Annotated in this window: 11 protein-coding genes; 9 read left to right on the top strand and 2 right to left on the bottom strand. The window is 61.8% G+C overall.

The window, feature by feature from the left end; all coding sequences use genetic code 11:
- Positions 1-116: 116 nt before the first annotated feature.
- Positions 117-2,549 (top strand): ATP-dependent helicase, encoded by a 2,433-nt coding sequence (locus tag AKV04_RS19150; RefSeq protein WP_054008001.1) that lies wholly within the window; start codon positions 117-119, stop codon positions 2,547-2,549.
- A 78-nt stretch (positions 2,550-2,627) separates the two neighbouring features.
- On the opposite strand, the gene AKV04_RS19145 is transcribed toward AKV04_RS19150, so the two are convergent.
- Positions 2,628-3,776 (bottom strand): benzoate/H(+) symporter BenE family transporter, encoded by a 1,149-nt coding sequence (locus tag AKV04_RS19145; protein WP_054008000.1) that lies wholly within the window; start codon positions 3,774-3,776, stop codon positions 2,628-2,630.
- A 704-nt stretch (positions 3,777-4,480) separates the two neighbouring features.
- Positions 4,481-4,696 carry a DUF1127 domain-containing protein gene (locus AKV04_RS19140; RefSeq protein WP_054007999.1) on the bottom strand — a complete coding sequence of 72 codons (216 nt, stop codon included), beginning with the start codon at positions 4,694-4,696 and terminating at the stop codon, positions 4,481-4,483.
- A 303-nt stretch (positions 4,697-4,999) separates the two neighbouring features.
- Between AKV04_RS19140 and AKV04_RS19135 the strand changes: the two genes are divergently transcribed.
- The 8 genes from AKV04_RS19135 (at position 5,000) to mraY (ending at position 14,540) form a co-directional block, all read left to right on the top strand.
- Positions 5,000-6,100, top strand: coding sequence for an Mrp/NBP35 family ATP-binding protein (locus tag AKV04_RS19135; RefSeq protein ID WP_054007998.1), 1,101 nt, complete (start codon positions 5,000-5,002; stop codon positions 6,098-6,100).
- A 700-nt stretch (positions 6,101-6,800) separates the two neighbouring features.
- Entirely contained in the window at positions 6,801-7,298 is a 498-nt protein-coding gene (locus AKV04_RS26515) for a division/cell wall cluster transcriptional repressor MraZ (protein WP_162232914.1), read from the top strand.
- A gap of 1 nt (position 7,299) precedes the next feature.
- Positions 7,300-8,313: a 16S rRNA (cytosine(1402)-N(4))-methyltransferase RsmH gene (gene rsmH / locus AKV04_RS19125; protein WP_082351753.1), complete on the top strand. Its 1,014-nt coding sequence runs from the start codon at positions 7,300-7,302 to the stop codon at positions 8,311-8,313.
- Between the two features lie 3 nt (positions 8,314-8,316).
- Positions 8,317-8,688 (top strand): cell division protein FtsL, encoded by a 372-nt coding sequence (gene ftsL / locus AKV04_RS19120; RefSeq protein WP_054007996.1) that lies wholly within the window; start codon positions 8,317-8,319, stop codon positions 8,686-8,688.
- Positions 8,685-10,472 (top strand): peptidoglycan D,D-transpeptidase FtsI family protein, encoded by a 1,788-nt coding sequence (locus AKV04_RS19115; RefSeq protein WP_054007995.1) that lies wholly within the window; start codon positions 8,685-8,687, stop codon positions 10,470-10,472. Before ftsL ends, AKV04_RS19115 begins: the two co-directional genes overlap by 4 nt.
- Positions 10,473-10,487: 15 nt before the next feature.
- A complete protein-coding gene (locus tag AKV04_RS19110) occupies positions 10,488-11,969 on the top strand; it encodes a UDP-N-acetylmuramoyl-L-alanyl-D-glutamate--2,6-diaminopimelate ligase (protein WP_054007994.1) in 1,482 nt (493 codons plus the stop codon).
- Positions 11,966-13,414: a UDP-N-acetylmuramoyl-tripeptide--D-alanyl-D-alanine ligase gene (locus tag AKV04_RS19105; protein ID WP_054007993.1), complete on the top strand. Its 1,449-nt coding sequence runs from the start codon at positions 11,966-11,968 to the stop codon at positions 13,412-13,414. The genes AKV04_RS19110 and AKV04_RS19105 overlap by 4 nt, the downstream gene beginning before the upstream one ends.
- 43 nt (positions 13,415-13,457) lie before the next feature.
- Positions 13,458-14,540, top strand: a complete 1,083-nt coding sequence (gene mraY / locus AKV04_RS19100) for a phospho-N-acetylmuramoyl-pentapeptide-transferase (protein WP_054007992.1) — start codon at positions 13,458-13,460, stop codon at positions 14,538-14,540.
- Positions 14,541-14,652: the final 112 nt, after the last annotated feature.

Raw genomic sequence — 14,652 nt, 5'->3', positions numbered from 1 at the left:
TTGGGCAAAGTGCTGAAAATCGCAGCGCAACAGAAGCGAGATAAACGCAAAACTTTCCTGTGAACAATGCGGGAACACTGCTTTATCTTGGCCGCGAACCCGGCTAAGTTGGCGCGATGAGCTGGACCGATGACGAAGATGCTTTTGCGGCGGCGGTGCCGCTGTCACAGCGCGCCCTTGGCCGAGGGGCAGCGCGGCCTGCACCCTATCTCGACGATCTGAACCCGGCGCAGCGTGAAGCGGTCGAGGCTTTGGACGGCCCGGTTTTGATGCTGGCGGGGGCGGGGACGGGCAAGACCAAGGCGCTGACCTCGCGGATCGTGCATCTTTTGAACATGGGCAAGGCGAGCCCGCGTGAGATCCTGTCGGTGACCTTCACCAACAAAGCCGCGCGTGAGATGAAGCTGCGGGTCGGGCGCTTGCTGGGCGATGTCGCCGAGGGCATGGCGTGGATGGGCACGTTTCACTCGCTGTCGGTGAAGATATTGCGCCGTCATGCCGAACTGGTGGGGTTAAAGAGCAACTTCACCATTCTGGATACAGATGATCAGTTGCGGCTGCTGAAGCAGTTGATTGCGGCGGCGAATATCGACGAAAAACGTTGGCCCGCGCGGATGTTGGCCTCGATGATTGATAGCTGGAAGAACCGCGCGATGACGCCGGACCGAGTGCCGTCGTCGGAGGCTTCGGCCTACAACAACCGTGGCACGGAACTGTATGCCCAGTATCAAGAGCGGCTGCGCACCCTGAACGCCACCGATTTTGGCGATCTGCTGCTGCATTGCGTGGTGATTTTCCAGAAGCATGAAGATGTGCTGGCGCAGTATCAGCGCTGGTTCAAATACATCCTCGTCGACGAATACCAAGACACCAACGTTGCGCAATATCTCTGGCTGCGGCTCTTGGCGCAGGGCCATCGCAACATCTGCTGTGTCGGCGATGATGATCAGTCGATCTACGGCTGGCGCGGGGCTGAGGTTGGCAACATCCTGCGGTTTGAGAAGGATTTTCCGGGCGCCAAGGTGGTGCGGCTGGAGCAGAATTACCGCTCGACCGCGCATATTCTCGCCGCCGCTTCGGGCATCATCGCCGCCAATGCTGACCGTTTGGGCAAGACGCTGTGGACGGCGGGCGCACAGGGCGAAAAGGTGCGGCTGATCGGCCATTGGGATGGCGAGGAAGAAGCCCGCTGGATCGGTGAGGAGATTGAGGCGGCGCAGCGCGGACGGCGCGGGATTGAGGCGACCTCATTGAACGGCATGGCGATTTTGGTGCGCGCCAGCCATCAGATGCGGGCGTTTGAGGATCGGTTTCTGACCATCGGGTTGCCGTATCGGGTGATCGGCGGGCCTCGGTTCTATGAACGCCAGGAAATTCGCGATGCGATGGCGTATTTCCGGCTGGCGGTTTCCCCGGAGGATGATCTGGCGTTTGAGCGGGTGGTGAACCTGCCGAAGCGCGGGCTTGGCGACAAGGCGCAGCAGGATATTCAACGCGAGGCGCGCGGGCAGGCGCTGCCGCTGCTGGATGGCGCGCGCAGTCTGGTCGCGCGCGGTGGCATTGGCGGCAAGGGGGCCGGGCAGTTGCGCGGCTTTGTTGAAGGCGTGGATCGCTGGCACGCGGCTTTGACCGGCGCGCGGGTTGTGCCGCCCGAAGATGCGCTGATCGAGCCGATGCTGCCGGATACGCCGCCTGCGAATGATCTCAGCCATGTGCGGCTGGCCGAGGTTATTCTTGAGGAATCCGGCTATGTCTCGATGTGGCAGAACGACAAAACGCCGGAAGCGCCGGGGCGGTTGGAGAACCTGAAAGAACTGGTGAAGGCGTTGGAGCAGTTCGACAGCCTGCAAGGCTTCCTCGAACATGTCAGCCTGATCATGGAGAATGACAACGAGGAAGCGGCGGAGAAAGTGTCGATCATGACGCTGCACGCCGCTAAGGGTTTGGAATTCCCGGTGGTCTTTTTGCCCGGTTGGGAGGATGGGTTGTTCCCGAGCCAACGCTCGATGGATGAGAGCGGCAAGAAGGGCTTGGAGGAAGAACGCCGTCTGGCCTATGTCGGCATCACGCGGGCGGAGGCGTTGTGCACGATTTCTTTCGCGTCGAATAGGCGGGTGTATGGCCAGTGGCAAAGCCAGTTGCCCAGCCGTTTCATTGACGAATTGCCCGAAAAGCACGTCGAAGTGCTGACGCCACCCAGCCTGCATCGGGGTGGTTATGGGGCTGCGGCCCCGTCTTATGGCGCGGCGCTGGAAGATCGGGCGGTGAAGGCGGATGTCTATAACTCGCCGGGGTGGAAGCGGATGCAGGACCGCTCGGCGCAGCGTGGGGTCAGCCAACCGCGTGAGGCGCGCAATGTGACAATTGATGCGCAGGCTTTGTCATCTTACATCATCGGCGACCGGGTGTTTCACACAAAGTTCGGCTATGGCGAGATTATGGGCATTGAGGGCGATAAGCTGAGCATCGAATTTGATCATGCCGGATCGAAGATGATCGTGGCGCGCTGGGTGGTGCCGGCGCATCAGGTCGATGACGTGCCGTTTTAGGGCGGACCGGGTAAAGCAGGGCGGAATTTGAGAAATTCCGGCACGAAATTCGTGGCGAATTTCGGTTTGGTGTCGAGGTTAGGCAGTAGGCTTGAACCGCTCCAAAGCATAAACGGCCAGACCTGCCAGCAAGCCCCAGAACGCGGCTCCAATCCCGAAAGCGGCGACTCCTGATGCCGTCCCTGCCAAGGTCACCGTCGCGGCAAAGCGGGTGTGCGGTGGGGTGAAAGCCCCGGTCAGTGCGCCCATCAGCGGCCCAAGCAGCGCCAAAGCCACCAAAGCTGTCATCAACGCGGGTGGCAGGGCGGCCAGAATCGGCAGGATCAACGGGCCGAGCAAGCCCAGCATGACCCAGAATCCAGCATAGACCAGGCCGACCTTCCAGCGCTGGGTGCGGTCGGGGTGGGTGTCGTCACCGAGGCAAATCGCCGCCGTGATCGCGGCCATGCTGATCGTATGTGCGCCAAACAGGCCAGCTATGGCGGAAATCCCGCCAGTAGTGATTAGGGCGGGGCCGACGGGGGGCTCGTATCCGGCGGCGCGCAGCGTGGCGAAGCCGGGCAGGTTTTGCGAGGCCATCGTCACCAGATACAGCGGCAGGCCGAGGCCCAACAGCACATCCAGCCGGAACGCTGGCGGGATGAAAGTCAGGGTCGGCAGCGGCAGGGAAAGCTGCGGCAGGTGTGCTGCTCCGGTCACGAAGGCAAGGATCAGCCCAGTGGCGAGCGCCGCCAGCACGGCGAGGGCGGGGTTTTTCAGCCGCACCAGCAGAAACACCGCGATCATTGGGAACACCAAGCCGGGCAGGCTTTGGGCGGCGAGGCTGCCCTTCAGACAGAACGGCAACAGCACGCCTGCGAGCATTCCTGCGGCGACTCCGTCCGGGATCAGCGCTACGAGGCGACCCAAGGGGCGCAAGGCTCCGGTCAAGGCGATCAGCACGCCCGCGAGCACGAAAGCACCCACAGCCTCGGCCATGCTGATGCCGCTGGTGGCGGCGATCAGCGCGGCGCCAGGGGTGGACCACGCCAGTACGACGGGGATGCGGTTTGCATAGCTGAGATAGGCCGATCCCACTGCCTTGGCGATGCAGATTGCGAACACCCAGCTGGCGGTTTGCGCAGGGCTGGCACCGAGGGCTGCGGCGGCGGAAAGCACGAGGGCGATGGTAGAGCCGTAGCCGACCAAGGCGGCCACGAGCGCCGCTGAAAGCATAGAAATCCGCATGAGCCCGCCTGTTTTGCCGCAGCCAGAGTATCGTGGGGCGGATCGGCGGATGCAAGGGGATGAGGAAGGCGGCACCCTAGGGAGGAGGAAAGGGTGCCGCCAAATCGTGCAGGCCAGGGAGGAGGTTGGCCGCTCGAACTTATGATGCGCTGCCCGGGAGGAGGTGGGCCGGGGAATTAAAGCGGCAGCGACCCTAGGGAGGAGGTAAGGGCCGCTGCCTGATCACACAGGCCCGGGAGGAGGTGGGCCGCGCGAATAGGGTGCGACGATCTGAGGGAGGAGAACAGATCGCCGCGTGTCCGAGAGCCTAAGGGAGGAGAAGGCTCATCGAAGAAAATAGGGTGGCGGTGATCCAGGGAGGAGGTTGGATCACCGCCTGATCACACAGGCCCGGGAGGAGGTGGGCCGCGCGAATAGGGTGGCAGCGATCCCAGGGAGGAGGACGGGATCGCTGCCGGATCGACAGGGCCAAGGGAGGAGGTTTGGCCCGACGAATAGGGCGCGACGATCTGAGGAAGGAGACCAGATCGCCACCGTCGGATTTCGTTTTTGCCATAAGTCAAACACGAAACCCGACTTCCGAGAGCCTAAGGTAGGAGAAGGCTCATCGAAGAGAATAAAAAGGCGACGGCGCAAGGGAGGAGTTGAGCGCCGCCGCGCCGTGAAACCAAGCCGCTGGGAGGAGGTAGCGGCCGGTTCAGGGATTACTTGCCGTAAGCTGCCTCACGAGCGATTTCGGTGATCAGCGAACGGGCGATGCCCAGATCGGACAGCTCACGGTCGGTCAGCTGACGCAATTCGCGGATGGTGCGGTCATAGACCCGACGGCGTGCCAGCATTGCCGAGATCGAAGCAAAGATGCCCGAGATACGGTCGGTTGCCGATACTTGGACGGCGCGGGTTGAATTCACATATGCCATGATAGCCTCACTTTTTGTTCTGCGAGCGGTTGGTCTTGGCCGGATGCCTAAACCCTTCTGTTCCGCTGTTATCGATAACATGGGGCAAATGCTGCAACTGCACAATAGTCTGAGTGATCAATGCTGCCATGCGGCACACGCATGGCTTAGTGTCGTAAAATATTCATACTTAACAGGCGCTTCGCTGAATATTTGAGCGTTTGGTCAACAGGGCTTGCCCTTTCTGGTAAAGCGCACAACTTTGTGGTGCGCAACTGCTGATTTAGATAGCATACAAACTAAAATGCGGGCGAAGGAAAAACAATGAGCGTGACTCGGGATGAGGTGATGGCGGTTCTGGCGCGGGTGCAGGTGCCTGGCGGCACGCTGGTGTCGCGCGATCTGGTGCGGGCGGTGATGGTCGAAGGTGGCCTCGTGCGATTCGTTATTGAAGCGCCGACGCCTGCCGAGGCGCGCGATCTGGCCCCGGCGCAGGTGGCGGCAGAGATGGCGGTGAAGGCGCTGCCGGGGGTGACGGATGTGCAGGCGGTGATGACGGCGCACGGCCCCGCGCCGAAACCGGCTACGGCGCCGCCGCCAATGTTGGGTGCAAATCCCGGCGCTGTGAAGATCGGCCAGCACCCGACGCCGCATCAGGGCGGCCCTGCGCGGATTGCAGGCGTGGACCGGATTATCGCGATTGGTTCGGGCAAGGGCGGGGTGGGCAAATCCACCGTGTCTTCCAATCTTGCGGTCGCCTTGGCGAAACAGGGGCGACGGGTAGGCTTGCTGGATGCTGATATATATGGCCCCAGCCAGCCGCGGATGATGGGGGTGAACAAACGCCCGGCCAGCCCTGATGGCAAGATTATTGAGCCGTTGCACGCGCATGGCGTCACCATGATGTCCATCGGCCTGATGCTGAAGGAAGATGAGGCGGTGATCTGGCGTGGCCCGATGCTGATGGGCGCGTTGCAGCAGTTGTTGGGGCAGGTGGCTTGGGGTGAGTTGGATGTGCTGATCATCGACCTGCCACCGGGCACCGGCGATATTCAACTGACACTGTGTCAGCGCACGCATCTGACCGGGGCGATTGTGGTCTCCACCCCGCAGGACGTGGCTTTGCTGGATGCCCGCAAGGCGCTGGATATGTTCCAGAAGCTGAAAACCCCGGTGCTGGGGCTGATCGAGAACATGTCGACCTACATCTGCCCGAATTGCGGCCATGAGGAACACCTGTTCGGCCATGGCGGCGTGGCGGCAGAGGCCAAGCGGCTGGACCTGCCGTTCTTGGGTGAATTGCCGCTGTCTATAGATGTGCGTCTGGCGGGGGATGCGGGGGTGCCGATTGCGGTCGGCGACAGCCCGCATGCGCAGGCCTATGCGCGCTTGGCGCAAAGGCTGATCGCGGGTGGCATGGCCTAGGCTTGGGTTTTCAACGCATCGAGCGCGGTATGGTGACGAGGCTGGGTTGAATCCCCAGCCTCCGCTGATCCCAAATGGGACTTCATGGGAAAGCCGCTGCGGCGAATCACTTCATCTGGGAAATCATGGGAAAACCGGGGGAAACTCCGGTTTTTTGCGTTTCTGCGTGGTAATCAACCGTCGATTCGGCCAGCTTCTGCGCAACATCTGGGTGATTTCTGCAAGCGCCCGAAAATTTTTGGGAAATCATGGGAGCCTGCGGAGAGATTTCTGAAAATCTATATCTAGTGTTCACGCCGCTGTGAAAGCGGCGTTACTGCCTAAATTTAGCATCCCGAGCCACAAGATGCTGTTTTTCGCTCGACCCGAAAACAAGATATTCCCCACATTCACCCAAAGATTTCCATTGCTTCCCATGAAATCCCATGGCATCCCTATCTCACGAAGACGGAACGGCGGGACAAAAAAGCAGGGGCGGCTGAAGACCCCGAACAAGGCGAAAAAGACAGGCTCATACAGGCACCCCGCCTTTCCAACTTTGACAGATCCGGCGCGCGAGCGAGCAGACATCTCCCCCAGGTGGCAAGCGCAGCAGGACGCCCAGCGATGGGACAGACGGCGGATCGAGCAGTGGCAGCAGCTCGGTCCGCCTTTTCTATTTCAGGGGTTGAAAACCCCAAAAGGAGCCGAAAGGCCGATGGTGAGTGAGGCGTTCAGAGGCGAGTTCTACCAGAAGGTAGACAGCAAGGCGCGGGTATCCATCCCAGCAGCCTTCCGCCGCATTCTGGAAGCAGAAGACCCCTCCTCTGATGATGCGCGCCCCAAGGTTTACATGGTTTATGGCGGCAAAAGCCGCAATTTCGTCGAGTGTTACTCGAAGTCGGGGGCCGATGCATTGGCCGCCAAGATCGAAGCAATGGAACTGGGTTCGGACGACCGCGATAAGGCAGAGCGCGATTTGATTTCGCGCTCGGTGATGGTCGAGATTGAGCCCGATGGCCGGATCGTTTTGCCGCTGAAAGTGCGCGCCAAGATGGGCTTTTCGGCAGACGATATTGCTGGCGAGGCGGCTTTTGCGGGCTACACCAACCGCTTCAAGCTGTATCGTCGTGAGGTCTACGACGCCGAATTCAATGATGACGACGATGATGGTGTCGATCCCTTGGCCCTTGTCGGCCGGGCTGCGCGGGCGGGCTGACATGGACCCGATCCGCGACCAGAACATCGGCCGCTCTCCGCATATCCCCGTATTGTTGCGGCCTTTGTTGGCCGCTGTCGCCCCGGTGCGTGGGCTGTGGCTGGACGGCACCTTTGGGGCAGGCGGCTATACCAAGGGTTTGCTGGAGGCAGGCGCCGATTGTGTGATTGGCGTCGACCGTGACCCTTTGGCGCTGGAAATGGCGGCGCCTTGGGCGGGGGAATACGGTGACAAACTGCGGCTGGTGGCAGGGAATTTCTCGGACATGGATCAACATGCCGGGGAATTGCTCGATGGCGTTGTGCTCGATCTCGGCGTGTCGTCGATGCAGATTGATCAGGCCGAACGTGGATTTTCGTTTCAGAAAGACGGCCCCTTGGACATGCGGATGAGCCAATCGGGCGAGTCGGCAGCGGATATCGTCAACACCGCCACTGAGCAGCGCCTCGCCGATATCCTGTATCATTTCGGTGAAGAACGCGCCTCGCGCCGGATCGCCCATGCGATTGTCGAACAGCGCGCTGAGCCGATTGTCACGACGTTGCGGCTGGCCGAGATTGTCGCGAAATGCCTGCCGCGCCCGAAGCCGGGGCAAAGCCACCCCGCCACGCGGTCTTTCCAAGCCTTGCGTATCGCGGTGAACGAGGAATTTACCCAGTTGGTGCAGGGGCTTCTGGCCGCAGAACGGGCGCTGAAACCCGGCGGGCTGCTGGCCGTCGTCACCTTCCATTCGCTGGAAGACCGCGTGGTGAAACGCTTCTTCCAACAGGCAGCGGGCGAGGAGCCGAACTCCAACCGCTATGCGCCCGTCAAAGAAAACACCACCGCGCGGTTTGAATTGGTCACCCGCAAGGCGATTGGCCCGGATGACCTTGAACTCGAAGAAAACCCGCGCGCGCGTTCGGCCAAGCTGCGCGTCGCACGGCGCACCGCAGCGCCTGCCAAAGACATTGAAGGTGCGGCGCTGAACGCCCCCGATCTGCCGAAACCTTCCAACAAAAAAGGACACCGCTAAGCCATGCGCCCTGTGCTTTACGTTCTGTCGTTTCTCGCCGTGATGGCGTTGGGGTTTTGGGCCTATCGTGAGAATTACGCGACCCAAGCCGCATTGCGCGATGTGACTGATTTGCAGAACGAAATCGGCTCTCTGCGCGAAAGCCTGTCGATCGAGCGCGCCGAATGGGCGTATCTCAATCGCCCCGAACGGCTGCGCGATCTGGCGACACTGAACTTTGACCGCCTTGGCCTGCTGCCTATGGTGCCGCAGCAATTCGGTGTCACCGCACAAATCGCCTTCCCGCCAGCACCTTTGATCACCAATCTGCCGATTGCGGGCGGTGAAATGGTGTCTGGCACGCTTGCCGCGACAGAAGGGGAGCAAACGCCATGACCCGCACGCCTTTGCGCCCACTGGCCCGTATTCTGAACGCCCGCCAAAAGGGTGAGAACCCCGACAGCATCGAGCGCGAGAACTTGCGCTTGCGCCACGAAGTCCTGCGCGACAAATCCCGTGGCAGCGCTCAGGTGCGCCTTGTCATCCTCGCCTTGTGCTTTTTCGGCGCCTTCACCCTGATCGGCGCGCGGATGGGCACGATTGCGGCCTCGGAACCGGTCGAGCCGCGCACGGCTTCCGCAGGGGCGGAAATTGACGCAGGCCGCGCCGATATCGTTGACCGCAATGGCCGGATTCTGGCCACCAACATGCTGACCCATGCGCTGTACGTCCAAACCCGCGATCTGATCGACCCGGCGCGGGTGGCGAAAGAACTCGCCGCGATCTTCCCCGATCTGGATGAAAAAGCCCTGCTGCGCCGCTTTACTGATGGCCGCAGCTTCCTCTGGGTGCGCAAGGTTCTCAGCCCCGAACAAATGCAACTGGTGCATGAAATCGGCGACCCCGGCCTGCTGTTTGGCCCGCGTGAGATGCGGCTTTACCCCAATGGCACCCTCGCCGCGCATGTGCTGGGTGGCTCGTCCTTTGGCGCAGAAGGCGTGAACAGCGCCGAAGTGATCGGCACCGCCGGGCTTGAGAAATTTGAAGACGCGCGCTTGCGTGATCCAGCGCAAGCCGGCACGCCCTTGGTCACTTCGCTGGATATCACCGTACAGGCGGCGGTCGAGGATGTGCTAGGCGCGGGCATCACCATGATGAACGCCAAGGGTGGCGCGGCGATTCTGATGGATGTGAACACCGGCGAAATCGTGGCGCTTGCTGCTGGCCCGACCTTCGATCCGAACGACCGCCCCGCCAACCCGACCTCGGGCGATCCGTCTGACAGCCCGTTGTTCAACCGCGCGGTGCAAGGCGTCTATGAGCTGGGCTCAACCTTCAAAATCTTCGCGGCTTCGCAAGCGATTGAGCTGGGTTTGGTGACACCAGAAACCCTCGTCGATGCCAATGCGCCGATGTATTACGGCAAGTTCAAGATCAATGAGTTTGAGGGCCACAACTACGGCCCGCTGCTGTCAGTGTCTGATATCATTGCGAAATCCTCCAACGTCGGCACCGCCCATATCGCAATGATGATCGGCGGCGAGCGTCAGCAGGCCTTTCTGAAATCATTGGGCTTGTTTGATGCCTCTCCGGTGGAACTGGTCGAGGCGAAGGGCGCGAAACCTTTGCGCCCGGCGCGTTGGCCGGAAATCGTCACCATCACCGCCGCCTATGGCCATGGTATCTCGGGTAGCCCGCTGAACCTTGCCACCGCCTACGCCAGCATCGCCAATGGCGGCATAAAGGTGACGCCGACGCTGCTGAAGCGCACCGAGCCGATGCAGGGGGAGAGGATCCTGTCGAAACGTGTTGCCCTTCTGGCCGTCAGCATGATGCGCCGGGTGGTCACCGAAGGCACCGCCAGTTTGGGCGATGTGCCGGGCTATGCGGTGGCGGGCAAGACCGGCACCGCCGAGAAAACCAAGCGCGGCGGCGGCTATATCAAGGATAAGGTTGTGAACACGTTTGCGAGCGTCTTCCCGGCCAATGATCCGAAATATGTGCTGGTGGTGACGCTGGACGAGCCTTCGGAAAATACCGGATCAAAACCGCGCCGCACCGCGGGTTGGACCGCCGTTCCGGTTGCTGCCGAGATCATCCGCCGTGCAGCGCCTTTGCTGGGGATGCGGCCACAGGTTGAAGCCGCCAGCTTGGATGGGCTAGTAGCCGTCAAGAATTAAGCTTGGGGGCATGTCGTGGCAGATCGGACAAAAACACTCGCAGATTTGGGCCTGACCGCCCGCGAAGGCCGCAACCCGGTTCTGACGGGCATCACGCTGGATAGCCGCGCGGTAGAGGATGGTTTCCTGTTCGCCGCCATGCCGGGCACTGCGGTGCATGGCGCAAGCTACATCGAACTGGCCTTGGCCAAGGGGGCTGCGGCGATCTTGACCGATGCGGCAGGCGCAAAGCTGGCAGCCGAGGCTTTGGCGGGTTCTGACGCGGCGTTGGTCGTCGCAGAAGACCCGCGCGAGGCGATTGCCCGCGCCGCAGCGCTGTGGTTCGGCAGCCAGCCCGCCACGATGATCGCCGTGACTGGCACCAACGGCAAAACATCCGTGGCGACCTTTGCGCGCCAGATCTGGATGGCTTTGGGCCATGCCGCGATCAACATCGGCACCACCGGGGTTGAAGGCGCATGGTCGGCTCCCTCTGCCCATACCACGCCTGACCCCATCACTTTGCACCGGATGCTGAGCCTCGCGGCGGCAGAGGGCGTCACCCATGCCGCGATGGAGGCTTCCTCTCACGGGCTTGATCAGCGCCGGATGGATGGCGTGCGGCTGAAGGCGGCGGGTTTTACCAACTTCACCCAAGACCACCTCGATTATCACCACACGTTCGAGGCTTATTTCGCCGCCAAAGCTGCCTTGTTCGACCGCGTGCTGCCCGAAGATGGCTGCGCCGTGATCAACATGAACGACCCCAAGGGGCATGAGGTGGCGCTGATCGCGGTGGCGCGGGGGCAAAGCCTAATCTCGGTCGGCACGGGCGAGGGCTGCGATCTGCGCATCCTCGGCCAGCGCTTTGACGCCAAGGGCCAAGATGTGCGCTATGAATGGAAAGGCACGCCCTACCAAGTGCGCCTGAACCTGATCGGTGGCTTTCAGGCTGAGAACGTGGCTTTGGCCGCTGGCTTGGTGATCGGGGCAGGCGAATCCGCGCGCGATGTGTTCGCCGTGTTGCCGCAACTGGCAGGCGTGCGGGGGCGGATGCAACTCGCAGGCACCCGCAAAAACGGCGCTTCGGTGTTTGTCGATTACGCCCATACGCCCGACGCCCTGCAAACCGCCCTGCGCGCCCTGCGTCCGCATGTGATGGGCCGGGTGATCGTGGTGTTCGGCGCAGGTGGTGACCGCGACACCACCAAACGCCCGCTGATGGGGGCGGCTGCCCGCGACAATGCCGATGTGCTCTATGTCACCGACGACAACCCCCGATCCGAAGATCCCGCCCTGATCCGTGCCGCCATCATGGCCGCTTGCCCCGAAGCCAACGAGGTCGGTGACCGCGCCGAGGCGATCCTGCTGGCCGTCGATGCCCTGCAACCCGGCGACGCTTTGCTGGTCGCAGGCAAGGGGCATGAGAGCGGTCAGGTGATCATGGGCAACATCTACCCGTTTGACGATGTGGAACAGGCCAGCATCGCCGTCGCCGCACTGGATGGATTGCTATGACCACAAAACTAGATCCGCTTTGGACCTCTGCCGACGCAGTAACCGCCACCGGCGGGCGCTCAACCGCCATATGGACCGCCACCGGAGTCTCCATCGACACCCGCACCATTCAGCCCGGCGATCTGTTCGTGGCGCTGAAAGACATCCGCGACGGCCATGATTTCGTTGCCACCGCCTTGGCGAAAGGCGCGGCCGCCGCCCTCGTCTCCCACATCCCCGACGATGTTGTCCCCGATGCGCGCTTGCTGATTGTCGATGATGTGCTGCAAGCGCTTGAAAAGCTGGGCGCTTTCGCCCGCGCCCGCACCCGCGCCAAAGTGGTTGGCGTCACCGGATCGGTCGGCAAAACCTCGACCAAGGAAATGCTCCGCCGCATCCTGTCTGGCCAAGGCAAAACCCACGCCGCCGAGGCCAGCTATAACAACCACTGGGGCGTGCCGCTGACCCTCGCCCGGATGCCCGCCGACACCGACTTCGCGGTGATCGAGATCGGCATGAACCACCCCGGTGAGATCGCGCCCCTCGCGCGCCTCGCCGACCTCGACGTCGCCCTGATCACCATCGTCGCCCCGGCGCATCTGGAGGCGTTCAACGATCTGGAAGGCATCGCCCGCGAGAAAGCCGCGATCTTCGACGGCCTGCGCCCGGGCGGCACAGCGATTTTCCCCGGCGATCAAAGCATCACCCCGATCCTGCAAGCCAAAGCCGCCGCAGTCGGGGCCAAAGCCATCACTTTTGGTGCCAACGCCACCGCCGACTACCGCCTGAGCGATGTCACCCTCTGCGACACCGCCACCATCGTGAAAGCCACCCGTATGGGCACCCCGAGCCTGTTCAAAGTCCTCTCCCCTGGCCGCCACTTCGCCGCCAACGGGCTTGGCGCTTTGGCCGTCGCTGATGCGCTAAACCTTGATCCGATGATTGCCGCCTCTGACCTCGGCCAATGGAAACCACCCGCAGGTCGTGGCACGCGGGAACACATCCAGCTTGATATTGTTGAGGAAACCAGCTTCGATCTGATCGACGACGCCTTCAACGCCAACCCGACCTCGCTGGCCGCCGCCTTGGATGTGCTGATCGCCGCCACACCGCAAGACGGCATCGGCCGCGTCGGCAAGGGCCGCCGCATCGCCATCCTTGGTGACATGCTGGAGCTTGGCCCGACCGAAATCGCTTTGCATGAAGCCGTAGCCCAGCACCCGCATCTGAACAAAATCGACCTGATCCACTGCGTCGGCCCCCGGATGAAGTCGTTGTGGAGCAAACTCCCGCGCGCCCAGCGTGGCGAGTGGGTGGCTGACGCCAAAGATCTCGCCGCGCGCCCGCGCAGCCTGATTGACGCTGGGGATATTCTGCTGGTGAAGGGCTCGAAGGGCATAAAAGTCAGCCTGATCGTTGACGCCCTGCGCAAATTGGGGCACCCAGCGCCCGACACAAAGCAATAAGGCGCGTGGTCATGCCGTCCCGCGCGCAACAAGGAGAAGCGTAATGCTGTATTGGCTCACCGAGTTTTCGGATGGCGGCGACGTCTTCAACCTGTTTCGCTACATCACCTTCCGCGCCGGTTGCGCCTTTGCCACCGCCCTCATCTTCGGTTTCATCTTTGGCCGTCCGCTGATTGATCTTCTGCGCCGCAAGCAAGGCAAGGGCCAACCGATCCGCGATGACGGCCCGCAAAGCCATTTCATCAAGGCAGGCACCCCCACCATGGGCGGGCTTTTGATCCTGTCGGCGCTGATGGTCTCCACTCTGATGTGGGCGCGGCTCGACAACCCCTATGTCTGGATCGTGGTGCTGGTCACTTTGGCCTTCGGGCTGATCGGTTTCGCCGACGATTACGCCAAAGTCACCAAGCAAAACACCAAAGGCGTCTCGGGCCGGGTGCGGATGATCGCGGGCCTCGCCATCGCCGCGATGGCGACCTATGCGGCGTCCAGCTTTCATCCGCCCGAGCTCACCAACCAACTGGCATTGCCGCTGTTCAAAAACGTGCTGCTGGATTTCGGCGTGTTTTTCGTCCCCTTTGGCATGATTGTCATCGTCGGGGCCGCCAATGCGGTGAACCTGACCGATGGGCTTGATGGCCTTGCTATCATGCCGGTGATGATTGCGGGCGGCACCTTGGGGGTGATCTCCTACATCGTCGGTAACTATAATTTCGCCGAATACCTTGGCGTGCATTTCGTTCCCGGCACCGGGGAGCTTCTGGTTTTCGCCGCCGCTTTGTTCGGCGGCGGCCTCGGCTTCCTGTGGTACAACGCCCCCCCGGCGGCGGTGTTCATGGGCGACACCGGCTCACTCGCCCTCGGCGGCGCCCTTGGTGCCATCGCCGTCTGCACCAAGCACGAAATCGTCCTCGCCATCGTCGGCGGCCTGTTTGTGGTCGAGGCGCTGAGCGTGATCATCCAGGTGCTGTATTTCAAACGCACAGGCAAGCGCGTGTTCCTGATGGCCCCGATTCACCATCATTTTGAGAAAAAAGGCTGGGCCGAACCGCAAATCGTCATCCGGTTCTGGATCATCAGCCTGATCCTCGCGATGATCGGGCTGGCGACACTGAAGGTCCGGTAAGACGGCACGGCATGGGTAGGGCGGGGTTCACCCCACCGCCCTTCGCCACGGCATCGACACCCTACAAATGAAGACGCCTGACGATCCGATCGTCAGGCGTTTTCATTTATGC

This window comes from Cypionkella psychrotolerans (genome assembly GCF_001294535.1).
Classification (GTDB): Bacteria; Pseudomonadota; Alphaproteobacteria; order Rhodobacterales; family Rhodobacteraceae; genus Cypionkella; species Cypionkella psychrotolerans.
This window is presented reverse-complemented; position numbering and strand designations above follow the sequence as displayed.

Coding starts and splice junctions, on each gene's coding strand:
- AKV04_RS19150 (WP_054008001.1), top strand. CDS start 117: ATGAGCTGGACCGATGACGAAGATGCTTTTGCGGCGGCGGTGCCGCTG.
- mraY (WP_054007992.1), top strand. CDS start 13,458: ATGCTGTATTGGCTCACCGAGTTTTCGGATGGCGGCGACGTCTTCAAC.
- AKV04_RS19140 (WP_054007999.1), bottom strand. CDS start 4,696: ATGGCATATGTGAATTCAACCCGCGCCGTCCAAGTATCGGCAACCGAC.
- ftsL (WP_054007996.1), top strand. CDS start 8,317: ATGCGCCCTGTGCTTTACGTTCTGTCGTTTCTCGCCGTGATGGCGTTG.
- AKV04_RS19145 (WP_054008000.1), bottom strand. CDS start 3,776: ATGCGGATTTCTATGCTTTCAGCGGCGCTCGTGGCCGCCTTGGTCGGC.
- AKV04_RS19115 (WP_054007995.1), top strand. CDS start 8,685: ATGACCCGCACGCCTTTGCGCCCACTGGCCCGTATTCTGAACGCCCGC.
- AKV04_RS19105 (WP_054007993.1), top strand. CDS start 11,966: ATGACCACAAAACTAGATCCGCTTTGGACCTCTGCCGACGCAGTAACC.
- rsmH (WP_082351753.1), top strand. CDS start 7,300: ATGGACCCGATCCGCGACCAGAACATCGGCCGCTCTCCGCATATCCCC.
- AKV04_RS19135 (WP_054007998.1), top strand. CDS start 5,000: ATGAGCGTGACTCGGGATGAGGTGATGGCGGTTCTGGCGCGGGTGCAG.